Here is a 21,914-nt window from a genome sequence, read left to right on the forward strand (position 1 = left end):
AGTTTTGTTCTCAAATTATTAAAAGATTTATCGTTTAACTATTTCAGTTTATCGGACACTTTTTCAAATATATCGACATCTTACGCTCCTACAAACAGCACTGCCTGTCCAATCGCAATAAAAAAGGCTTCATGCTGTATCGGGCTGTTGTCTTCGATTTGCAGAGTAATCTCAAAATGGGTTTCACAAAAGACAGCATGCCAGCGTGCTATCGGTTGTTCCTCTAACGAAAATACGGACCAGTCCTCCATTTCCTTGTTGAGTTTTATAGTTTGGACATCATCCGTGATAATTAAGTCAGGAATCATAATTTGCCAACCATCATAGGCAATCATGTACTCTTTGCCTGTGACGAAATCCTTCCCTTTAAAATGCACTCGACCCCGACGCGACACCTTCTTACATGTGAAAAGAGGCTGACCAGTGACATCACTGACATCAAAACGTACAAAATAGCGATAGTCCATTGTGCGGTCAAATGCCTTTTTCAGGCCATTCGAATAAACACGTTGGACATTCGACGATACTTCCCCCGCTTCATTTAAAATGGCTACTGCCTCTGTTGACTCAATGGCCGCTGGTTGTTTGTATGTATAAATCTTCAATCCGTTCGCTCCTTCATTCAGTTGCTTTCTATAAACTAACATAAAATAAGCGCCAAATACAAAGGTTGTATTTGACGCCTGAATGTTTATTTATTTTGCTTAGGTAATTCTACTGTGAATGGTTGGAACTTCACTTCTTTTACACATGGTTTATTAAATGGAATTTTAGTTTCTACGCCAGCAATATCAACATGTACACCGCCTCCACCTGAAGGAATCACTAAATATGGTGTAATCATTAATTTTTGAACATTGCTTGAAATCGGGTCAAAGGACTTGGTACTGCTAAAGTTCCATTCACCATTATCGAAATGACCTTCTCCTCCACCAGAATGCGAAGTAATCTCCTTGCCATGTTCATCTGTAATACGGAATTCTATAAACGATGCACCTATATGTGGATTATCAATTGTGCCCTTTTCAGAAGCTTTATAATCAAGAGCTATACCTGTTGGACTTAATGAAATTTTGGACACATCCAGTTGAATGCCCTCTGCTTGTTGCTGATGATTAACTGGCACATCAATAGTATTCGTAATCTTTTTAACAGGAACTGAAAATTCCCATTTTTCCCCTTCTTTCCCTTCTAACGTTAAGCCCATTTCAAAGGAATCCGGCATGTCTTCCTTCACTTCAAATCTTGCGATGCCTGTACGGACTGTTGAACTTAAAACTTTTTCACCATAGCCACCAGAACTTACTTTAGGGTTTTTACCATTAATAGTAAAGTTCGGTCCTGCCCCTAAGTAATAATCACCTAATTTCTTTTCAGAATCAATTGTAAGTCCTACCGTAATATTTGACGCGTCATAAAGTACTTCATCTATTGTTACGGAAATACCGTTAATTGTATGTTTTTCTCCAATAGTGCTTGTTAGCCCTTGTTCACTTGCTTGTTTTAGTCCAAGGTAACCAGAGTTACTGAATACCGACCCGACAATCGGTAGCTGTGACAATGTGCTTGCGAAAGTTGGAGATACATACGCTGCAGAACCTACCATAATACTAAATGCGGCTGCCGCACTTGCTACATATAATAATGGTTTACGTTTACTTTTTCTTTTAATTTGTACAGGTTTTTGAGTCATATTTTTTTGCTCCTCTGCTTGTTTTATTCCATTGGCAATCGCTGTTCGTACCTCATCTCTTGGGAATTCTGGAAGGGTACTGTTTTCATTAAATGGCTTTTTCATTAAACGTTGCACTCCTTTCTAATTCTCGTTTTAATTGTTTTTTTCCACGATGCAAATACGTTTTAATCGTGCTAACCGGCTTTTCCATTACTTCTGAAATTTCTTTAATTGGTAAATCATGATAATAAAATAAAATGATGGCCATTTGCTGAGAGTGATTCAAAAGCTGTATAGCATCCGATAAATCGATTGGATTCGCCAGAACATTTTCTTGCTCCCGTAAACGATTTAATAATTCATTTTCTTCATAAGGAATGATTTTTTGCCCTTTTTTTAGCAAACGATAGCATTCATGTATTAAAATCCGAAACAGCCATGTGGAGAAAAATTCTGGATGCTTTAGTTGATGCACGGTTAGATAGGCTTTACATGCTGCTTCTTGAATAGCATCCAGTGCATCCTCTTTTTGGCCAACATAAGAAAGCGCAGTATAAAATAATTTTTCTTCCTCTAGAATGAGTAGCTGCTCAAACGCTTCCTTATTCCCTGCAATAGCCTGTTTGACGATCGATAAGTCATGTTCCACGCTGTCTCCCCCTTTCAATACTTAGAGTAATTAACTCTATCAAAAGGTTTCACTTTGATAAAATTCTTTTTACAAATAGATAAAAGTGGCTCTGCTTTAAATATTGGGGTGACGTTCAAACCGTCATTCCTGCACTTTTATCGTGCATTTTATTCGTTCTATCCATGACTTTGACTCTTCTTTCCACGGCTTTGGCTCTTCTATCCACGTTTTTGGCTCTTCTATCCACGTTTGGCTCACTATCCACTACTTCGGCTCTTCTTTCCACGATTTTGATCGTTCTAGCGACGACTTTGGCTCTTCTTTCCACGTTTGGCTCTCTATCCACGTCTTTGACTCTTCTATCCACGGCTTTGGCTTTTCTATCCATGACTTTGACTCTTCTATCCACGTTTTTGGCTCTTCTATCCACGTTTGGCTCTCTATCAACGACTTTGACTCTTCTATCTACGTTTTTGATCGTTCTATCCACGTCTTTGGCTCTTCTATCCACGTTTGGCTCTCTATCCACGTCTTTGGCTCTTCTATCCACGTTTGGCTCTCTATCCACGTCTTTGGCTCTTCTATCCACGTTTTTGATCGTTCTATCCACGTTTTCGGCTCTTCTATCCGCTACTTTGCTCATTCTATCCGTCACCTATGTTTCTACAAAAAAAAGTAGACTACTTCACTTAAAGTAGCCTACTAATTTTTTCATTATTTATCCAATTTGAAAGTAATGTCGCCTACTCCGATTTCGGAATTGACCTCTATTTTTACATCTGCTTTGTCATACGCTTCGTTTACATAAACCCCCTCTCCTTTAGAAATGAGGCCTTCAATATTTGATGTGCCGATGCCTTTTTCTGTCGTAAGCTTTACCCCAACCTTTGACGGTAAAGTGACAGTAGTGTTCCCAACACCTGTTTCAATATTCGTTTCGAAGCTTTTTTTCCAATCGCCACCTAAATTCACTTTGAGTTCGCCAACACCCGTGTTAATATCTAATTTTTCCAGCTGCAATCCTTGTAAATCTAGTTCTGTATCAGACGCGCCCGTTTCGACTGAGAGATCCATTGGAATATCTTCATTCAGTTTAATATCCCATATATTTTTTATTTTCCCAAAACGCACGCTAGTTGAACCTTTATGATCAATCGATATTTTTCCTATCTTGCCACGTAAGTCATATTTTACTTTTGGAGCAAGTTTATCAATATTGTATTGAGCAGTACCTTCAACCCAATCCTTAGCACCTTTTTCTACTGTTATTTCCCCAATTCCAAGTTGTAATTCAACATCTAACTTTTCTGCTTTATCCTTTTCGACTAAAATCGTTTCATCTTTGGTTTTACCTGGCATGACTGAGTTGCACCCCGATAACGCAATTAATGAGGCACCTATTACCAAACCAAGTCCCATAAATTTTTTCAATGTAATTTCCTCCCGCTATATAATATTCCAATAAATTCATTATATAGGAATTTTCATTTATAAAAACGACCCTCCGCTTTAAAATCTTCTAAGACCTAAGACGTAGTGAGCACTCCTTCCATGGATATGTCAAAAATGAACCCCGTATGAAAGCATCATATTCATACGGGGTAGCAGTTAATAGGTGAAAATACGTGAATCTTTATAAAGAATAGAAATATTTCCTTCATGATCCAATGCATGTATCAGCAATTGAGAAGTAGCTATTTCTGATTTTAGAGGCACTGATATTAATTGCGCATCATTCGAATCAACTGCTTTCTCAATACGCTCGGTCCCAGTGTCTATTATTAATTTTTCAATATTATGATTGTTAAGTAATGGAATAACAAGATTGTGGATGTCTTTTAAATAAACAGAAACCATGGTATCTACTTCGCTCTGTATATACTGATCCAATGCATAGCCTTTTCCATCATGCTTGAAAATTGCAATACCTCTAAAGCGATTCTCCGAAAAATAACCAATTCTATACTGTTGTATCGTTATTGTACCATTCATTTTAACAGTATCTGGATGAAACGGTCCCAGTACAGTATTTCGAATGTCCGCTTCATTCTGTACGTAAACGCGATAGCCAATTCGTTCAGACATATTCCCTAAAATGGCAATAATAATGACGATACATAGTAGTACGCGCCAAAACCATTTTTTCATAAATGCTAATATCGCAAAAATAAATAAGAACACAGAACTCACTAATCCTACTACCATCCATGGTCGTGTTAAGACGCTATAGTCTTTCACCCTTCCAGACTTTTCTGGATAGAAATTGGAATCGATAACCGTCGAAGTCGTTGATTGGATATCATGTTGGAATAGCATCATCTTTAAGCCAATGATCAGACAAGCTGATACGACTACTGTTAGGATAATTGGCATTAATGGTGTTCGCTTCTTCGTTTTTTGATTGATTTTTTTAAATGTTTTCACGTGACTTTCATGAGAGAATTTGCCTTCCTTATACATTTCGTTGATGGCATTACGAATCTGATCCATATTCGAACCCCTCCTCCAATAGCGTGATGCCAACCATTTGACGCGCTCTCCTTAATCGTGTTTTGACCGTATTTTCTGGTAACTTTAGCAGTTCTGCAACGTCCTTTAAGGAAAACTCGGCAAAGTGAAATAGTAGTAATACATCTTTGTATTTCGTCGGGAGTTTCTCAATCGATGCCACTAGCAATGCATCCGTCTCTCCCATCAATACTTCTTTTTCAGGATTATTGGAAAGGCTCTTTAATTTGCTCCAATAATCAATGACTTGTATTTTTTTATAACGCCAGCTTGAAAGATAACTATGACAATTGTTAATCGCAATTCGATATAAATATGTTTTGATGGAAGCTTCTTCACGGAATTGCTCCATTTTCTCATAATATTTAACAAAGGTATCTTGTACTAAATCTTCAGCCACTGCCCAATCTTGTACATATGTAAAGCATACGCGTAATAAATAATCCCCGTACATTGTCATGGCTCTAGATAAGTGAGCGTCCTTTTGTTCTTTTAACATTTTGCTCGCCCCCACAAAAGCATTTACAGTTAGACTGATGAACAATAAAAAAGTTTCATGAAAAATGAAAATTTCCATGAAACATACAAGTTAACAGATTTCATTTCCCTCCACTAAAACTTTTAAGCTTGCGAGAGAAGCCCCGTAGCCGCTCGTATTAAAAGTGACCGTGGTGCCATTTTTTTCTTCCTGTAAAAATATAGCGATCAGCGTTTCTTCTACACCTAAGTAAAAAGAAAACTCTCGATTTGGCGTTACATTTTTAATCGTTAACACCATCGGTAATTTTTCTGCAAGCTGATTTTGTTCATTCGGCATTATCGAGAAAATCATCTCTTCTCCTGCCTCTAATTTGGGAATTTCCCAAGTTGAATCTGGGGCGTACCATTGCGTCAGTAGCTGTTCCTCTGTGACAGCCTGCCAAACTGTAGCAATACTTGCATCAATCCAAATCGAACTTTTTTCTGGATCCATCATCGCATTCCTCCGTTTGTTGAATTCATTCCTTTTTCCATCATTTTATCCTATTATAGGAATCAGCAACAGTTACAACTTTAATTCTCGCAACAATCCAAAATAAAAAGCGTGTTTTGACAATTGCTTGATCAAAACACACTCTTTAAGGATTTTTCTTATGTTCTACGCATATAAGCACGAACTGTCAGTGGTGCAAAAATGATGACAACAATTGCCGCTCCAATAAGTGAAGCTGACAAATCCCAACCTATAGTTCCTGAATTTGCAAGTTCTCTAACGGCTGTGACGAGATGTGAAATTGGATTAAATTTCACAAACCACTGCAGGAAATTTGGCAAAGTCTCTGCTGGTACAAAAGCGTTAGAAAGAAATGTCAGTGGAAACAGAACGAGCATGGAAATTCCCTGTACACTCGAAGCTGTACGTGCAATGACACCAAAGAAGGCAAAAATCCAGCTAATAGCCCAGGCACAGACAATAACTAAAAGCCCCGCAAGTACAACGTAACCAAATCCACCTTCTGGTCGATACCCCATGATATATCCCATAGTAAAAGTAAGTACAGTTGCAATTGTATAACGAATTGTATCCGCCAATAGGGCCCCTGCCAGTGGAGCAATGCGGGCAATCGGTAGTGATTTAAATCGATCAAACACCCCTTTATCCATATCTTCCCGCAATTGGACTCCTGTAACGATTGAGGTAGTGATGACCGTTTGCACGAGAATTCCTGGAATGATGACTGGCAAATAGTTTTGCACATTGCCCGAAATGGCTCCCCCAAAAATATAGGTGAACATGAGGGTGAAAATAATCGGCTGAAGCGTTACGTCAAATAATTGCTCAGGTGTACGTCGAATTTTTAATACGCCTCGATAGGCCATCGTTAACGAATTTCTTAAAGATTGATTGAAGCTCGGCTTCTTTAGCAATTGACTTTTCATACTCTTTCCCCCTCTACTTGCTCAGAGCCTTTGAGTTCTTGGGGAACATTCTCATCGGTAATTGTCAAAAACACTTCATCTAAGGTCGGTTTTTGTACGCTGAACTCATCAAGTTGTATTCCTTTTTGACGAAGGGCGATCAGTAAATCCGTCACTGCGTCAACATTTGCCATCGGGGCCGTAATCTTCCCGATGTCCTGTGTAACTGTAGTTTTTACGTCGAGTATTTGTTCTACGGTTTCACGAGCAACTATGATCTCCTGAGGATTTTGAATGTTCAAATGTAAAGATGATGTACCTACAGATGCCTTTAGCTCATCGACCGTTCCCTCCGCAACAACTCGACCATGATCAATAACGGCAAGTCGATCTGCTAGCTCATCAACCTCTTGCAAATACTGTGTCGTTAATAGGACGGTTGATCCTGTATCTACTAATCGGCGGATTGTGTCCCACATTTGATTGCGTGTTCGAGGGTCTAACCCTGTAGTCGGCTCATCTAAGAAAATCAATGGTGGCTGTGCGATAAGACTTGCAGCCAAGTCCAAGCGACGTCGCATACCACCAGAGAAATTTTTCAAAGGACGTTTGGCAGCTTCTGATAAACCGAACTCTTCCAGTAATTCAGCTGCTTTATTTCGAGCCTCTGTACGTCCCAATCCTAGCAAACGAGAGAAGATTATCAAATTTTCCGTTGCACTAAGTGACTCGTCAACCGAAGCATACTGACCAGTGACTCCAATTAATTGACGGACAATGTGAGGCTCTTTCACTATGTCATAACCGAATATTCGTGCCGACCCCGCATCTGCTCGTAGAAGGGTTGCGAGCATTCTGATCGTAGTAGTCTTTCCCGCTCCGTTAGGGCCAAGTACACCATAGATAGTGCCAGCACGTACGTTTAGATCGACATCATCAACAGCACGATTTTCTCCAAAATGTTTGATGAGACCATGTGCTTCAATGGCCCATTCACTATTCCCTATCGTGCTTTCCATTCTATTCATTGTATTTCCTCCTTCGCTTATTTCCATCATTTCATTTTTCTTGAAACAGATGAAAATCACTTTTCTAAGTTTTTTATAGATGTTGTCTATAAACGGATAATACAACAAATATATGAACTGAATGTGAACCGAATTTGGGTTTATTTTTGCTACGATACTACAGCGTTTTTGTTTTGGGTCACTCTATATAAATTCATTGCACCGAGAGCGACAAATATGGCTACAATGTCCAGCGCCAATTGATAACTTGCAAAAAAAGTTACCATGAATCCAAATAACGAAGGGGCGATCACAATAAATAACTGATTCAACGTCAAGGCTGCACTTACAGTTAGACCAACATATTGTGGATTCGATTGCTCTGTTACACAAGCGATAAACAGTGAATACCAGCCAAGTGCTACGAAGCCTAATAAGAAACAACCTAATAGCATCAACATTTTTGCATGTAGCATAAGCGGCAATATGACGATAAGAATAACTGCACTAGCCATTACGATCATTAATAAAAATTCCCGCTTCTGCGCAAAAAATTGATCACTAATCCACGCAATTGCTACCCTTCCAATCATTCCACCGATTAATACAACGCTTAAATATTGCCCCGCCTCTGTTAAGGAATAACCTCCTTCTTGATGTAAATAACTCATGAAATGAGCAACAAGTATCATTTGTAACGTCATCATCACAATCCCAACAATATAGATTGGATATAAATCTTTATTATTTTTAATAGCTTCTAGCTTCTCTTTAAAAGTGACAGAGGTTGTAGCTACTGCTTCGCGATTTTTAGGCTCCTGATAAATCAGTAAAAAAAGCAATCCACCAGCAATAGCCACCAATCCTTGTACAAGATGTACCGATATTAGGCTATGATGATAGTACATATATGTGAGAATGGCTGACGCTAAAGCTCCACCGATAGGAATGCCTGTTTGTCGAATGCCAATCGCTAGTCCGCGATGTTTGTCTGGAAACCATTTCACAATTGCGGTGCTGCCCCCTGTTTGTGCACTTCCGTACCATACGCCCACGATTAATAATAAAAATAACAACACTGCATAATTATTGACCAACATGAGAAGTAAAGCTGAGAACCCTAATAAAATAGAGCCCCATCCGATAATTTGTTTTTCTCCTCTTTTATCCATTAAATAGCCGAACAGCATCATCGAAAAAATTGGCCCAATATTAACAGCAGAAACGATAAAACCTGTTTGAAACGATGATAAATCCCATTCAATTTGATAAAATGTAGCAATTGGCCCCATGCCGTACGTCACAAAAGTTGCCGCAGTTTGGGACAGTGTCGCTACTAATACGATGATCCATTTATAATATGTATTCATAAAAATTCCTCCAATGCTGTTTCACTGATTCATTAACTTTACGTATTTGAGTTTACGCTTGCTCAATGAATGCGTAAAATGGAGGAAAGTGATAGTAGCTATCAAAAAATTTTATAGGTGTGTGACATACAACATGAACATAGAAGAAATAGCATTAAAAATCGAAATTTTAGAGAGGCAAAATCTTAGTAAATCCGCTGAAATCACAAATTATACGCAATCTGCCTTAACCTCTAAAGTGAAGAAAATGGAGGGAGAGATTGGTCAGGAGGTGTTTAAGCGTACACCGCAGGGCTTGAAGATTACAAATGTAGGGACACAATATTTAAAATTTCTAAAGCTTATTACACAGGAGTACGATGAATTTTTACAAGAGATTGGTTTGACACAAACGAAGTCGAAAATTACCCTTGGCACTTCTCATACAACGATTAAAATTTATGGCGCATCCATTATGAATGCCTTGCAGACAAATAATATTCCTTTAGATGTCGATTTCACTGTGGAGTCTAGCACTTCCTTAAATGAAAAAATACATAATGCCGAAATGGATTGTGCACTGACGAGTAATCCTATTAAACACTACCCTGATGTAAATTATGACTTGATTGCAACAGAAACATTTGAAGTCATTTCGAACAATTCTTATATTATTGATTTTGAGAAACGTTCACCTGTCACACTCCTTGTGTTAAGTAGAGGCTGTATGTATACACGGGCGATGGCAGAGTGGTTAAAAAAGAATGAAGTTCCATTTACGATGAAAGAAATAAAATCGGTCAGTAGTATCCTTGATTTCCTACAAATTGACAATACGATTGCTGTATTAAATACAAAACTAATTGACCTTTATAACTACTCCAACATTCACTATTACGATTTGCCGCAGTTAAATAAAGTGATCGAGACTGTCTTTATTTACAAGAAGAACGAAAGTCAACAATCTTCTATTTTTCAATTAAAACATGTGATTAAATCATTGTTGCTGGAAGACCCTATCGAACGAAGCTAGTTCGATAGGGCCTTCTAGTGATTTATCGGAACAATTTTTAAATTTATCGCCTAACTTTTTTATTTATCTACCAACTTTTTTAATTTATCTACCAACTTTTTTAATTTATCTACCAACTCTTAAAATTTATCAACCAACTTTTTTAATTTATCACCCAACTTTAATTTATCACCTAACTTTTTAAATTTATCTACCAACTTTTTTTTATCTACCAACTTTTTTAATTTATCACCTAACTTTTAAAATTCATCACCCAACTTAACTTTTTATCGCTCAACTTAAAGTCAAAGAACCGCTAATCCCTGAGAGCCAAAATAAGGGAGTTGAGTCCATGCAGCGACCTGCAATCTAATTAGACTTCCATCTTCTTGGATCGCAAATACGGAGACTGTTCCCTGATTTCCGTTCAGGGTGTAAAAATGCCGCCCATCTTTACTCACTCCAACATCCATCGGTAGTCCTGGAGCTGTACCTTGCGGTGTACTAGTAATATGCCCTGCCACTGACAGTTCACCATTGGGATCGATTCGGTAGGTGGAAATAGTGCCACTTAAAGTATTTGTTATGAATGCAAAACGTTCATCTCTAGTTGTGATTACCCAGCATGCGGTTTTATATCCGTTTGGTACAGAGCCACTGATCACTTGGAGAATCCCGTCGTTGCTCATTGAATAGGATGACAGGGCATTTGAACTCGCTTCAGTAACTAAGAGGATTCCAGAGGATAGAAAATAGGCACCCAATGGACCGTCACCATAAGAATCATTAACGATTGGTTCTGAAACTGTACCATTTTGATTTACGTTGAAAACGCTAAGACGGTTTGTAGTATACTCGGTTACAAGGAGCTTACTGCCATCACGTGTGAAAAGAACCTGAGCAGGCTCGGCATTGAAAGTGCTGAGAGAACGTGAGGAGCCAGCAATAGGAGTAAGGCGTCCATGTTCTTCTATGCGAAAACCCATGATGTTAGATGCAAAATTGTTTGTGCCATACCCTACATTGGCAACATAGATAAAATCACCAAACACATCTACACTATTTGGCTGAGCACCTCCCGATGGCTTTACGTCCACTAGAACAGGTACACCGCTGTCACTAATGATAAAACTGCTGATACTATGGCTGCCTGCGTTCACTGCGAGAAGAAAACGACCATCATGGGATAAGGTTAATGCTCCTTGTGACGTCAGAGGATCGACACCATTGTTTGGGGTTGCCGCTGAGACTTTCCTTATGCCAGTACCTCTACCATTAGTTGGATAGGCACCCACAAAGGCGAGCATTCCATTTGTGTCCCTGTAAAAGGCAATGACTTGATTCATGACTTCATTATTCGTCATCATGTAAACCATACTTACACTTGCAGGGGAATTTTTGTTCATATAAACTTTCCTCCTTTTATAGCTTTATATGGTTCTTTAACGGTTTCAATTCCCTGTTTTTTATTTAAAAACATCAACTAACTTTTTTCGACGTAATAAAAAACAACGGCAAAATGAAAAAGCCGTTGTTTTTATGTTGAAATAGAAAAACAAAATGATGTCCCTTCTTCGGTTGAATGAAGTGAATAGCTTACTTGAAGAATTCTAGCGATGTCATCAATGATCTTCAAACCTAGACCCCCACTTAAACGATTTTGTTCAAAGCCAATACCGTTATCAATCATGAAAATCATACTATCTGTTATTGTTATCTCAAGCTTCGTAGCATTGGAATGTTTCAATGTATTTTGGAACACATTATCGAACATTCGTTGAAGCCATAGCTCATTACTAGTCCATGCTAAATGAGTATCCTCTGGATGATAGATTAATTCAATGTTATGCATTCTATATAAATAGCTCCATTTTTTTATCATCGTTTCTAACAGTATCGCGAGTTGTACTTGTTCCGTCACTATATAAGAATTCTCAATATCGTCTAAGGACTGCAAATTAAATTCATTCGTTAAGCTAGCGATATACTGTATTTGCTCATTCAAGGATTCTACCAATTTTGGTTGTTCCTTATAGTAATCTTCTAGATAAAATAATTGTAAACGGAGCGCTGTTAATGGTGTATTAATGTCGTGCCTCAGCTTTTGTAGTAGCTCTTTTTGTTGCTCTTGCTGTTGTTTAAGCTCTAATTCCCGATAAGTAGTTCGCTCAATTAGTATATTCACCGACTGAATTAGCTGTCCAATTTCATCCTCACTGCCAGCCTCTAATGTACTCGGTGTACTTTCATTACTCGCTAAGTCACGAATCGTTTTGTTTAGCATATTAATTTTCGCTAGTAATGAATTGATCGATTTCGAAAATAAAAATGCTAGCAAACATAAGGATAGGAAGAACACAATCAGCATCGTTGGATAGGCGAAAGATTCATGGAATGGAGTGCCTTTATTTCTAGTTTTAAAAGCAAATTCGTAAATAATAGACATCGACACACTAATCCCTAACAAGACGATTGGAACACTAACTATAGCAGTAAATAATAATAATCGATATTTTGTTTTTAATGTCATTTCTTTATGTAGGTATTTAATCGATACCCTTCTCCGTAAATATTTTGTAGGATGGTACCTGATGAATCATTCATTTTCGTTCTAATCTTTTTGATGTGAACATTGATGATATTTTGATTTCGATCTTCAAGTGGCCATAAATAGTCAAAAAAGTGATCCTTCGTTAACACCCTATCCTTGTTGTCAAATAAATAAAAGAAGATTTTACGTTCGATTGCTGTTAATGAAATTTCATCATGTATATTATTTTTAAATAATTTACGATGTTCGGTATCAATTAATAGATGCTGGATTTGCGTAAATGTTCCATATTGCTGCTCTAGCATTTTCTGCATTCTTAAAAGGAGCTCTCTCGGATCAAATGGTTTTGTCATATAATCTTCACCAACTGTTAACCCTTGAAGCTTGCTCTCTATATCGTTACGAGCCGAAAGAAAAATAATGGGGATATTTAAGCCTAAGCTTTTAATGTTCTTTGTTAGCTGATAGCCATCCTCCCCTGGAAGCATAATGTCCATTATGACTAAATCGATTTGATGGATAAGATTCATAATTTCTCGTCCATCAGTTTTCCATACAACGTCGTAACCTTCACGTTGTAGTATTTTTTGCATCAAATCGCCAATCATTTGGTCGTCTTCTACTATTAAAATTGTAAATCCTTTCATTACCTCGACCTTTCTTTGTTGCCAACTTTTGTCTTCATAAATTCTATCGCAAGATTATAAATTTCATCAGGTTTATATAAATAAATACTATGAGTACCACTTATTTCTTTCACTTCCGCTATATTAATTTGATCGGCAAATTCAGCATATTTCTGGCGATGGTACTTCGTAAATTCCAAATCTTTATTTTGTTCAGCAATGGCATCTATTAATAATATCGGAGTGTCTTTTGGTTTCGGAAGCTCTTCTGATTTTAAACTATTTTCATACACATGTAGTAGCTCATTTTTCATATCATTATTAAAAACTTGTTTATAGGATAGTGCTTTATAAATTTCTTTTTCTTCCCCCGTTAAAAACGATTGTTTTATTACTTCTGGATTATACACTTGCGAAGGTGTTAAACGATGTACGCCCAATTTCGTTAGCAAATTCATTCCCCTAACAGTCCATAAATCGACTACTCCCATTTTATGCTCCACATATTGACTTGGCAAACCAATATCAAGCGCAATAATCCCCTTAATTTCTTCAGGATATTTTTGAGCCCAATAAATAGCTTCAACCCCTGAAATGGAATGAGGTACTAATATATAAGGAGGCTTATTCCCACTTTTCAGGAGCGCTTCCCTCATCTGCGCTAACATTGTATCAACATCTCGTTCGTCCTTCGAGACATCGCTATAGCCATATCCCGCTCTTTCAATAACAGCAATCTTATGTTCTTGAGAAAATTTACTGTACAGTCCTTTCATTTCATAAATAGGTGCTGCAACCCCTGAGCCTGCCATAAACACATAAGTGTCCTGACCATCCCCCTCAGTGTAAACATTGATTTTTTGATGATCGACCTCAACAAGTGTTCCTTTAATATCTAAAAGTTTGGATTCCTTACTTAGCTGATATCGATGATAGCTGAATATCGCCACTAGTCCAATAAGCATGAACGCGATAAAGTAGATGACTATTTTCTTAAACATTTTTTTCATAAATTTCCCCTCTCAGTTGATAATGAAAAGGATAAACAATAAAAATAAATTTCCCATAAATTTTTTGCAGAAAATAAAAAAGCTGTCTATTAAGCTTACTTAATAGACAGCCTTCTATATTATTATTCCACTTGCTCTAGCAAAAGTTTTTGTTGGAGATTACTATAAATGCCTTGTTTTTTCATGAGCTGCTCGTGATTGCCCTGCTCAACTATTTCACCTTGTTGAATAACAAGAATTTGGTCAGCATTTTCGATTGTTTTTAGACGGTGCGCAATAACAAAGCTTGTGCGCCCCTGCATTAAATGCTGGAGACCTTTTTGAATATCGACCTCTGTTTGCGTATCCACACTGGATGTAGCTTCATCTAAAATCAAAATATCCGAATTTTCTAAAATTTCCCGGGCAATAGCCAATAATTGTCGTTGACCTTGACTTAAGTTCGCCCCACCTGCCTGTACAGGTGTATCGTATTGAGCTGGTAAATATTTAATGAAGTTATGGGCATTCGCGATTTTCGCCGCTTCTTCCACCTCTTCATCTGTAGCATCTAGTTTACCGAAACGAATATTTTCACGAATCGTTCCGGAAAATAAATACGTATCCTGCAATACAACACCCACTCGTTGACGGATCGTTGCCATTTTAAAATCCTCAATGTTATGACCATCAATCAAAATTTCACCTGCATCGACATCATAAAAACGAGTTAACAAATTGATTATCGTTGTTTTCCCTGATCCGGTTGGGCCAACAAGTGCAATAGTTTCACCAGCCTTGGCATGGAAGCTAATATTTTTCAGTACTGGCTTCTCTGGTACATAGCTGAAGGATACATGTTGAAATGACACGTCCCCTTTTAAACTTTGACAATCAATGGCATGCTTTTTATCAGCTACTTCCGAAGGTTCATCTAAAATTTCGAAGACTCGTTCGGCCCCAGCAATCGCTGACTGGAATGTATTCAAAAGGTTAGATAGCTGATTCAGCGGACGGAAAAATTGACGTGTATACGTGACAAATGCGGCGATAACCCCAATTGAAACGATTCCTTTTACCGATAAAAATGCTCCTGTACCAATAACAACAGCTAAACCTAAGTTATTCATAAAGTTATTAATAGGCCCGAGTAGACCAGAAGTAATTTCTGCTCGCTGTGCCGAGTTACGGAGATTTTCATTCTGTTTATGGAACGTCTCAATCGTTTGTTGTTCTGTTCCAAAAAGTGTCACAACCTCCGCCCCCGTAATCATCTCCTCAATAGTACCGTTCAGCTTCCCTAAATCACGTTGACGTGCCGCATAGTTTTTACTACTACGTTTGACAATTTGCTTCGTCGTAAAAACTATGAGTGGAATAATGATCAGCGTCACGATTGCTAGCTGCCAGCTAAGCGAGAACATAGCAATACTAACACCGATTACCGTTAGGACCGACGATACGATTTGTGTCACACTTTGTGCAAGTGCCGTATTTAAATTATCAATATCATTCGTTACACGGCTCATTAAATCACCGAGCGCTCGCTGATCGAAAAATCTCAGTGTTAATGTTTGTAGCTTTTTAAATAGTTCCAGTCGCAATGTTCGAATAGTTTTCATCGCCACATGAATCATGACATATGTTTGTAGCCAAGTAAAAATAGACGCTGCAGTATAGATAACTGCTAGCACAACACCTAGACGAATCGTACCAGCAATGTCCTTTTTCATAATATATTCATCAACGATATGTCCAATTAAGTACGGCCCTGCTAAGCTTAAAAATGTAGAAGCTACTACAAAAAAGATAGAAAAATAAAGGCCTATTTTTTGTTGCTTCACATATTGCCACACACGATTAATCGTTGCTTTTTGATTTTCAGCCTTCTCAGCTGGCCCAGCCATACGTGGACCACGTCCGAAATTCATTTGCTTTGGTTGACTTTTACTCATTGTTGTACACCAGCCTTTTGCTGTGAAGCGTAAATTGCTTGGTAAGGTTTGTTATTCTGCAATAACTGTTGATGTGTACCTTGACCAACAATTTCGCCGTCCTCTACTACTAGAATCAGGTCCGCCTGTTGAATAGAAGCAATTTTAGACGCTACGATAAACGTCGTTGTGTCTTGATATTCATTGCTTATGGCTTGCTGGACATGTTTTTCAGAGGAGCTATCAAGAGCAGATGTTGTATCATCCAGCACTAAAATGGCAGGTTGTCTGACGAGTGCACGCGTTAACGCCAATCGCTGCTTTTGACCGCCAGAGAGATTGGTTGCCCCCTGTGAAAGTTCATATGCTAAGCCTTTATCCAACCGGTCCACAAATTCAGTGGCACATGCTGCATCTAGAGCTTGCTGAATTTCCTCTGACGTTGCATCCTCTTTGCCAAGACGGATATTATTGTCAATTGCACCTGAGAACAGTAATGCTTTTTGAGAGGTAAAGCCGATATGTTTGCGTAAAGTGGATAATGCATAATCCTTTAGAGGCTTTCCATCCAAGTGTATTTCTCCACTTGTTGGATCAAATAAACGTGGTAATAACTTCACTAGCGTTGATTTTCCACTACCTGTTTTTCCGATCAGACCCACCGTTTGCCCCGGCTTTACGGAAAATGTAATATTTTTTAGCACATCCTCAGCCGATTCATAATAACGATAGCTCACATTTTGAAAGTCAATCGCCCCTTGAATTGGCGATGTAAGTGGATTTTCCGCTTCCTTAACCGCTACTTCTTTATTTAAGACGTCTACGATACGCTCCCCTGAAGGAATAGCACGTGCAATTTGCATTAGCACCATGCTAGAAGTCATCAAACCATTAAGTATAATCGTTAAATAATTAATAAAAGCTAGAATGACCCCAACTTGTAATGTACCGGCTTCTACTTTAATTGCCCCAAGCCAAAGCGCTGCTACAATTCCTAGATTAACAACGAACATCGTAAACGGCACAAGTACGCCAACAATTTGCTCGGCTGTAATAAAGCGCTTCGTCAGCGTATCATTAAGCTCACTAAATTGTTCAATTTGTTGCGTTTCACGACGGAACGCCTTCACAACACGAATCCCCGCTAAATTTTCCTGAAGCTTCGTATTAACACCATCAATTGCCTCCTGCACTCTACGGTATAGGACACCTGAGTACTTTGTGAAAAAGTACATCGCAATAATCAATATCGGCACAATAATAAGTAGGATCGAAAATAGCTCACGTGCCGTCACAAAAACAATAATGACCGCTCCAATAAATAATAGAGGACCACGTACAAAAATACGCAATGTCATCATAAACGCACGCTGAACACTTTCCACATCATTCGTTAAAATCGTAATAAGCTTCCCTGTTGTAAAAGCGTCACGTTCCTTTGCCGAATACGTCATCATTTTTTCATACAGTGACTGACGAACATCCGATGCAAAATGGATCGCTGCCTTCGAACTATAATAGGAGCAGCCAATCCCACCAACAAGTCCAAACACTGCACTCATTAGCATCCAGACGAACATTTTTAACACATATGGATTGTCGCCATTAGCAATACCCGTATCAATCATATGCTGCATAATAGTCGGCTGAAGTAAATCCATCGTTACCTCTAGTACCATTAATAATGGCGCAATCAAGGTAAAAAATTTATAGGGCCCTAAAAACCCTCCTAACTGTTTAATTGCCTGCATTCTTTCGTCTCCGTTCTTTTCTTTCACATCCGCTCTTAATTATAACTGAAAATCATTCTCAAATGGTAATTAATTTTTTCGTGTTTCGTAATATTCGGGACACGTTTAATCATGTAAATGAACTTCTAGCTTAAATAAAAGGATGTTTTATCCTATTTTTCCAGTATAATAATTATAGGTAATTAATTGGCTCATCATCATAACTTAAGGCTGAATTCTGTTCCGACTGAGCGCTTTCCTGAGGGCGTCCAGTTTCCCACTGCAATAAATTTTTGGTATGAGCACTTAAATCAAAGCAGAAACGAGGATGAATCATGGAAAACACAATACATAGAGCATTACAACTACGAAGCCAAGGAAAACTACAAGAATCGAAAGAAATGTTTTTGACATTATTATCAAATAATCCTCTCAATCCTTCCCTCCACTTTCAATGTGCACGAAGCTTTGATATTTTAGCTGAAGAAACAAAGGCAATGCCATTTTATGAGAAGGCGATTGAATTAGGCTTAGCAGATGATGAACTAGAGGACGCATTTATCAAATTAGGCTGCATTTATCGAACACACGAACGCTTTGTAGAGGCGAAAAAGCTATACTTAGAAGCGTTGAGTAAATTTCCTAAAAAAGAACAAATGAAAATATTTTACGCGATGTCATTATATAACTTAGGAGAGCATGCTGAAGCAATGGGTTTCTTAATTAGCAACATCGCTTATACGACAACTGATCAAGATATATTAACGTACTATCGAACAATTACTTATTTAGGTCATCGATTAGATTCTAGTAGCGATGAAATTATCACACTTGATAAAAATCAGCAATTACAGCCTTCTACAAAATCTATTGTAGAAAAAGTAACAGAGGGTCTTAAAGGTTTTGGTATTGGAGGTTTTTATACTAGTAGAGGTTTTGAGTATGATGAATATTATCGCTTTTTTAATGATCGAGATTTAGAAACACGGAGATGTGCCCTTACCGCTTTTACAGTAATGCTCGGTGCATGGCATGCTCTCAGTGGTTTTACCTTTATTCCACAGCACGACCGAAAATATTTAGGTGGATATAATCCAAATGAACCGCTTCATGAATTGAATAATTACATTGAAGCCTTCGTTGCTCATCATCAACAAATTAAACAAGATTTCCCTGTGATGTTTAACTATATGATTAGGTTTTTTATTTCTATTGAAGAAGAAAGAAAAGTACCATATGAACAATGGTTTCCAGAATTAGATGCTCATCTCGTCCAACGATTGAGAGATGAAGTATTACTTCCCAATAAATCACTTTTAGACGTCCCTACTGAATACAAATACTTTTTAAAGGAAGCTGGTATTCAACCATTTTTCGAAGACGATTTTTTTGAATAACTAGAGAAAAGCCATGTTAGCATGAATCACGCGAATATGGCTTTTTTCATGTAAGAACGCTGAACTCTCGGATAAAGGTTCTTTAATTATTATCACTATGTTAAAATGAAAATTAGAATGATATAAATATTACCAATAATGTAAGAGATTCTATTAAAGCATCTAAAGGGGGATGAGAAATAGTGCTTCCAATCTTTTATTCCATTGGTATGCTAATCGTATTACCTGCCAGCTTTATTATTTCGCTATGGAAAGCTGCTTTTAAAAGTAAACTGGAATGGTTGTTGGACTCATTGGTGACGGCAACACTAATCGTTTGGTTATTTCAAGCAGGAAACTGGAGTTGGGTCGGATATTATGTTCGCTTTCTTTGGTTGGCTCTCTTGATTGTCACTTTCATTTTTTCTTGGAAAAGGGTAAGAAATTTACCGTTTACCACAAAATATACGCTATCTCAAAAGTTTTCAATTGGTATTTATATTGTCCTCATTTTGGTTTTTGGTACTTATAATGCTTTGGTCGTGAAAAGCTATACAGTAACCGAAAAAGGAATTGAGTTATCTTTCCCACTTAAGGATGGCACCTATTATGTCGGACAGGGTGGCAATCAGGTGTTAATGAACTATCATCAAGCCTATCCAGGTCAAAAATATGCTTTAGACATTTTAAAATTAAATACGCTCGGAACCCGTGCAAGTGGACTATATCCAGAACAATTAGATAAATATCAAATATTCGCAGATGATTTATATAGTCCTTGTAACGGAAAAGTAGTCAACATACAAAATGATTTACCTGACCTCACTCCTCCGAAATCTAATCCAGAAAATCCTGAGGGAAATCATGTCACTCTTTCATGTGAGAACCATGATGCTACTGTTTTATTAGCTCATATGAAAAAAGGCAGCGTAGTGGTGGCACAAGGCGATAAAGTAACAACGGGCCAAATACTTGGAAAAGTAGGAAACTCGGGTAATACAAGCGAACCACATTTACATATTCACGCCGAAAAGGATGGGAAAGGTGTACCGATAACATTTAATGATCGATTTTTAGTGCGAAATAGTTTAGTACGATCATATTAACGATAAATAAAAAATGCTTAAATTCTTAAAAGAGGGCGGATAGCGAATGTCTGAAAAAAATCAAACAAACAATAATTCTGTAATTTCTTTAACGCTTGGAATTCTATCATTGTTTATACCTTTTATTGGCTTGATCTTAGGCATCATCGGAATAGTTTTTTCAAATAAAGCTGTAAAAGAAATTAATACAACTAATGAAAATGGTAGAGGATTAGCAACTGCAGGTTTAATTTGCAGTATAATAGGGATTATTTTACAAGTCCTTGCGATTTTGGGGTATGTAGCCTTTTTCTCAATGACGGTGGTAAATAATAACGGCTAACATGAGCACATTTCGTGCGATTTCTATTGTTTTTGTCCCCCGAACCCATTTGTTTAACCTGAGCAATTTTTTTCTTTTACTTAAGCGTCCCCCTATTCTCACAAAAAAATCCACCTCCATGTTTTTTCAACATGGAGGTGGACTTGGCATTACAAATCATCAAAGCCGTTATCTTCTACATTAACCTTTACATACTGGCGAGAACGTTGCTCGAAGAAATCTGTCTTCCCTAAATCAACATCCTCATACGCTTTAACCCACTTTAATGGATTTTTGCGATAGCCTTCAAATGGACGCTCTACGCCAAGCTGATTACAGCGTACATTAGCATAGAAATGTACATAATCATGCACATCTTCCACATCGAGGCCAGCAATTTTATCGCCAATCACTTCATTGGCCCAATCGATTTCTAGTTGAACGGCTTCACGGAAGATTTCCTGTACACGAGCTGCTCGTTCAGGTGTATCGTATTCAGGATATTCCTCTAATAGCTCCTGATAAATTTTCACAAATAAATCGACATGTAGCTGTTCATCGCGATTAATATAATTAATCATCGTTGACGAGGCCACCATTTTTTGATTGCGTGCTAAATGATAGAAGAACGCAAAGCCAGAATAGAAGAATAAACCTTCTAAAATCACATCATAAACAATCGCTTCTAGCATATTTTCAACAGATGGCTCCTCGGAAAATGCTTGGTAGCCCTTAATAACGAAATCATTACGTCGCTCTAGCACTGGCTCTGTACGCCAAAAATCAAATGTACGATCCTGCTCGTCTTTGTTGACAATACTTGATAGCACGTAGGAATAAGAGTGATTATGGATTACCTCTTGTTGCGCTAAAATAATCATTAGTGCATTTAAACTTGAATCTGTTAAATAATCCGCTACTTTCCCCGCAAAATCGGTTTGTACACTATCTAATAGTGCTAGCAAGCCAATGATTTTTAAAAAGGATTCCTGTTCATCTGCTGATAGCTGTGGAAACTGTTTGACATCATTGCTCATATTAATTTCAAACGGTGTCCAGAAGTTCCCTAGCATTTTTTTATACTTAGGATATGCCCAGCTAAAACGCACATCATCCCAGTTCAAAATGTTAGAAGAACGTCCGTTGACAATTCCTGTTGAACGGTTCGGTGCATCTTTATCCATAATTTGTCGTTTTGTAATAGTTGTCATTGTTATTTC

Annotated in this window: 22 protein-coding genes; 4 read left to right on the top strand and 18 right to left on the bottom strand. The window is 37.8% G+C overall.

The features are described from left to right. Positions 1 to 80: 80 nt before the first annotated feature. The 11 genes from ACQKOG_RS16480 to ACQKOG_RS16530 form a co-directional block, all read right to left on the bottom strand. Positions 81 to 605 carry a tubby C-terminal domain-like protein gene (locus ACQKOG_RS16480; RefSeq protein WP_370078622.1) on the bottom strand — a complete coding sequence of 175 codons (525 nt, stop codon included), beginning with the start codon at positions 603 to 605 and terminating at the stop codon, positions 81 to 83. An 86-nt stretch (positions 606 to 691) separates the two neighbouring features. Continuing rightward, positions 692 to 1,798 (bottom strand): DUF4179 domain-containing protein, encoded by a 1,107-nt coding sequence (locus ACQKOG_RS16485; RefSeq protein ID WP_427447447.1) that lies wholly within the window; start codon positions 1,796 to 1,798, stop codon positions 692 to 694. Further along, positions 1,782 to 2,324: a sigma-70 family RNA polymerase sigma factor gene (locus ACQKOG_RS16490; RefSeq protein ID WP_370078618.1), complete on the bottom strand. Its 543-nt coding sequence runs from the start codon at positions 2,322 to 2,324 to the stop codon at positions 1,782 to 1,784. Before ACQKOG_RS16490 ends, ACQKOG_RS16485 begins: the two co-directional genes overlap by 17 nt. Positions 2,325 to 2,439: 115 nt before the next feature. Next, a complete protein-coding gene (locus ACQKOG_RS16495) occupies positions 2,440 to 2,949 on the bottom strand; it encodes a hypothetical protein (protein ID WP_427447448.1) in 510 nt (169 codons plus the stop codon). 71 nt (positions 2,950 to 3,020) lie between these two features. Further along, the gene (locus tag ACQKOG_RS16500; RefSeq protein WP_427447450.1) at positions 3,021 to 3,737 is read right to left on the bottom strand and encodes a toast rack family protein; all 717 of its coding nucleotides are present in this window, start codon (positions 3,735 to 3,737) and stop codon (positions 3,021 to 3,023) included. Between the two features lie 177 nt (positions 3,738 to 3,914). Then, a complete protein-coding gene (locus tag ACQKOG_RS16505) occupies positions 3,915 to 4,796 on the bottom strand; it encodes a hypothetical protein (RefSeq protein ID WP_427447451.1) in 882 nt (293 codons plus the stop codon). Further along, positions 4,780 to 5,313 (bottom strand): sigma-70 family RNA polymerase sigma factor, encoded by a 534-nt coding sequence (locus tag ACQKOG_RS16510; protein ID WP_427447453.1) that lies wholly within the window; start codon positions 5,311 to 5,313, stop codon positions 4,780 to 4,782. The genes ACQKOG_RS16505 and ACQKOG_RS16510 overlap by 17 nt, the downstream gene beginning before the upstream one ends. 90 nt (positions 5,314 to 5,403) lie before the next feature. Beyond that, complete coding sequence (locus ACQKOG_RS16515) at positions 5,404 to 5,790, bottom strand: SRPBCC family protein (RefSeq protein WP_370078608.1); 387 nt, start codon at positions 5,788 to 5,790, stop codon at positions 5,404 to 5,406. A 155-nt stretch (positions 5,791 to 5,945) separates the two neighbouring features. Further along, the gene (locus ACQKOG_RS16520; protein WP_370078606.1) at positions 5,946 to 6,734 is read right to left on the bottom strand and encodes an ABC transporter permease; all 789 of its coding nucleotides are present in this window, start codon (positions 6,732 to 6,734) and stop codon (positions 5,946 to 5,948) included. Next, positions 6,731 to 7,741, bottom strand: a complete 1,011-nt coding sequence (locus tag ACQKOG_RS16525) for an ATP-binding cassette domain-containing protein (protein ID WP_370078604.1) — start codon at positions 7,739 to 7,741, stop codon at positions 6,731 to 6,733. The genes ACQKOG_RS16520 and ACQKOG_RS16525 overlap by 4 nt, the downstream gene beginning before the upstream one ends. Positions 7,742 to 7,890: 149 nt before the next feature. After that, positions 7,891 to 9,090: an MFS transporter gene (locus tag ACQKOG_RS16530; protein ID WP_370078602.1), complete on the bottom strand. Its 1,200-nt coding sequence runs from the start codon at positions 9,088 to 9,090 to the stop codon at positions 7,891 to 7,893. 133 nt (positions 9,091 to 9,223) lie between these two features. Between ACQKOG_RS16530 and ACQKOG_RS16535 the strand changes: the two genes are divergently transcribed. Further along, on the top strand, positions 9,224 to 10,102 hold the full coding sequence (locus ACQKOG_RS16535) for a LysR substrate-binding domain-containing protein (RefSeq protein WP_370078600.1): 879 nt from the start codon (positions 9,224 to 9,226) through the stop codon (positions 10,100 to 10,102). 284 nt (positions 10,103 to 10,386) lie between these two features. On the opposite strand, the gene ACQKOG_RS16540 is transcribed toward ACQKOG_RS16535, so the two are convergent. The 6 genes from ACQKOG_RS16540 to ACQKOG_RS16565 all read right to left on the bottom strand — a co-directional run bounded on the left by ACQKOG_RS16540 (position 10,387) and on the right by ACQKOG_RS16565 (position 17,932). Further along, a complete protein-coding gene (locus ACQKOG_RS16540; protein ID WP_427447456.1) occupies positions 10,387 to 11,487 on the bottom strand; it encodes a lactonase family protein in 1,101 nt (366 codons plus the stop codon). Positions 11,488 to 11,618: 131 nt separating this feature from the next. Then, positions 11,619 to 12,611, bottom strand: a complete 993-nt coding sequence (locus ACQKOG_RS16545; RefSeq protein ID WP_427447458.1) for a histidine kinase dimerization/phospho-acceptor domain-containing protein — start codon at positions 12,609 to 12,611, stop codon at positions 11,619 to 11,621. Beyond that, positions 12,608 to 13,279, bottom strand: a complete 672-nt coding sequence (locus tag ACQKOG_RS16550) for a response regulator transcription factor (RefSeq protein ID WP_402871779.1) — start codon at positions 13,277 to 13,279, stop codon at positions 12,608 to 12,610. The genes ACQKOG_RS16545 and ACQKOG_RS16550 overlap by 4 nt, the downstream gene beginning before the upstream one ends. Next, positions 13,279 to 14,268, bottom strand: a complete 990-nt coding sequence (locus ACQKOG_RS16555; protein ID WP_370078592.1) for an alpha/beta fold hydrolase — start codon at positions 14,266 to 14,268, stop codon at positions 13,279 to 13,281. Before ACQKOG_RS16555 ends, ACQKOG_RS16550 begins: the two co-directional genes overlap by 1 nt. 122 nt (positions 14,269 to 14,390) lie before the next feature. After that, positions 14,391 to 16,202: an ABC transporter ATP-binding protein gene (locus ACQKOG_RS16560; RefSeq protein WP_402871782.1), complete on the bottom strand. Its 1,812-nt coding sequence runs from the start codon at positions 16,200 to 16,202 to the stop codon at positions 14,391 to 14,393. Beyond that, complete coding sequence (locus ACQKOG_RS16565; protein ID WP_370078588.1) at positions 16,199 to 17,932, bottom strand: ABC transporter ATP-binding protein; 1,734 nt, start codon at positions 17,930 to 17,932, stop codon at positions 16,199 to 16,201. The genes ACQKOG_RS16560 and ACQKOG_RS16565 overlap by 4 nt, the downstream gene beginning before the upstream one ends. A gap of 314 nt (positions 17,933 to 18,246) precedes the next feature. Here ACQKOG_RS16565 and ACQKOG_RS16570 point away from each other — a divergent pair, with 314 nt between their 5' ends. The 3 genes from ACQKOG_RS16570 to ACQKOG_RS16580 all read left to right on the top strand — a co-directional run bounded on the left by ACQKOG_RS16570 (position 18,247) and on the right by ACQKOG_RS16580 (position 20,715). Then, on the top strand, positions 18,247 to 19,308 hold the full coding sequence (locus ACQKOG_RS16570) for a tetratricopeptide repeat protein (protein WP_370078586.1): 1,062 nt from the start codon (positions 18,247 to 18,249) through the stop codon (positions 19,306 to 19,308). 182 nt (positions 19,309 to 19,490) lie between these two features. Then, on the top strand, positions 19,491 to 20,393 hold the full coding sequence (locus ACQKOG_RS16575; RefSeq protein ID WP_370078584.1) for a M23 family metallopeptidase: 903 nt from the start codon (positions 19,491 to 19,493) through the stop codon (positions 20,391 to 20,393). Positions 20,394 to 20,439: 46 nt separating this feature from the next. After that, positions 20,440 to 20,715 (top strand): DUF4190 domain-containing protein, encoded by a 276-nt coding sequence (locus ACQKOG_RS16580; RefSeq protein WP_370078582.1) that lies wholly within the window; start codon positions 20,440 to 20,442, stop codon positions 20,713 to 20,715. 149 nt (positions 20,716 to 20,864) lie between these two features. On the opposite strand, the gene ACQKOG_RS16585 is transcribed toward ACQKOG_RS16580, so the two are convergent. Beyond that, positions 20,865 to 21,905 (bottom strand): ribonucleotide-diphosphate reductase subunit beta, encoded by a 1,041-nt coding sequence (locus tag ACQKOG_RS16585; RefSeq protein WP_370078580.1) that lies wholly within the window; start codon positions 21,903 to 21,905, stop codon positions 20,865 to 20,867. Between the last annotated feature and the right edge of the window lie 9 nt (positions 21,906 to 21,914).

Origin of the sequence: Lysinibacillus sp. NPDC093216, assembly GCF_050280325.1 — a bacterium.
GTDB lineage: Bacteria > Bacillota > Bacilli > Bacillales_A > Planococcaceae > Lysinibacillus.

Coding starts and splice junctions, on each gene's coding strand:
- ACQKOG_RS16520 (WP_370078606.1), bottom strand. CDS start 6,734: ATGAAAAGTCAATTGCTAAAGAAGCCGAGCTTCAATCAATCTTTAAGA.
- ACQKOG_RS16585 (WP_370078580.1), bottom strand. CDS start 21,905: ATGACAACTATTACAAAACGACAAATTATGGATAAAGATGCACCGAAC.
- ACQKOG_RS16510 (WP_427447453.1), bottom strand. CDS start 5,313: ATGTTAAAAGAACAAAAGGACGCTCACTTATCTAGAGCCATGACAATG.
- ACQKOG_RS16505 (WP_427447451.1), bottom strand. CDS start 4,796: ATGGATCAGATTCGTAATGCCATCAACGAAATGTATAAGGAAGGCAAA.
- ACQKOG_RS16530 (WP_370078602.1), bottom strand. CDS start 9,090: ATGAATACATATTATAAATGGATCATCGTATTAGTAGCGACACTGTCC.
- ACQKOG_RS16535 (WP_370078600.1), top strand. CDS start 9,224: ATGAACATAGAAGAAATAGCATTAAAAATCGAAATTTTAGAGAGGCAA.
- ACQKOG_RS16580 (WP_370078582.1), top strand. CDS start 20,440: ATGTCTGAAAAAAATCAAACAAACAATAATTCTGTAATTTCTTTAACG.
- ACQKOG_RS16545 (WP_427447458.1), bottom strand. CDS start 12,611: ATGACATTAAAAACAAAATATCGATTATTATTATTTACTGCTATAGTT.
- ACQKOG_RS16525 (WP_370078604.1), bottom strand. CDS start 7,741: ATGAATAGAATGGAAAGCACGATAGGGAATAGTGAATGGGCCATTGAA.
- ACQKOG_RS16515 (WP_370078608.1), bottom strand. CDS start 5,790: ATGATGGATCCAGAAAAAAGTTCGATTTGGATTGATGCAAGTATTGCT.
- ACQKOG_RS16565 (WP_370078588.1), bottom strand. CDS start 17,932: ATGCAGGCAATTAAACAGTTAGGAGGGTTTTTAGGGCCCTATAAATTT.
- ACQKOG_RS16550 (WP_402871779.1), bottom strand. CDS start 13,279: ATGAAAGGATTTACAATTTTAATAGTAGAAGACGACCAAATGATTGGC.
- ACQKOG_RS16570 (WP_370078586.1), top strand. CDS start 18,247: ATGGAAAACACAATACATAGAGCATTACAACTACGAAGCCAAGGAAAA.
- ACQKOG_RS16555 (WP_370078592.1), bottom strand. CDS start 14,268: ATGAAAAAAATGTTTAAGAAAATAGTCATCTACTTTATCGCGTTCATG.
- ACQKOG_RS16540 (WP_427447456.1), bottom strand. CDS start 11,487: ATGAACAAAAATTCCCCTGCAAGTGTAAGTATGGTTTACATGATGACG.
- ACQKOG_RS16560 (WP_402871782.1), bottom strand. CDS start 16,202: ATGAGTAAAAGTCAACCAAAGCAAATGAATTTCGGACGTGGTCCACGT.
- ACQKOG_RS16485 (WP_427447447.1), bottom strand. CDS start 1,798: ATGAAAAAGCCATTTAATGAAAACAGTACCCTTCCAGAATTCCCAAGA.
- ACQKOG_RS16495 (WP_427447448.1), bottom strand. CDS start 2,949: ATGAGCAAAGTAGCGGATAGAAGAGCCGAAAACGTGGATAGAACGATC.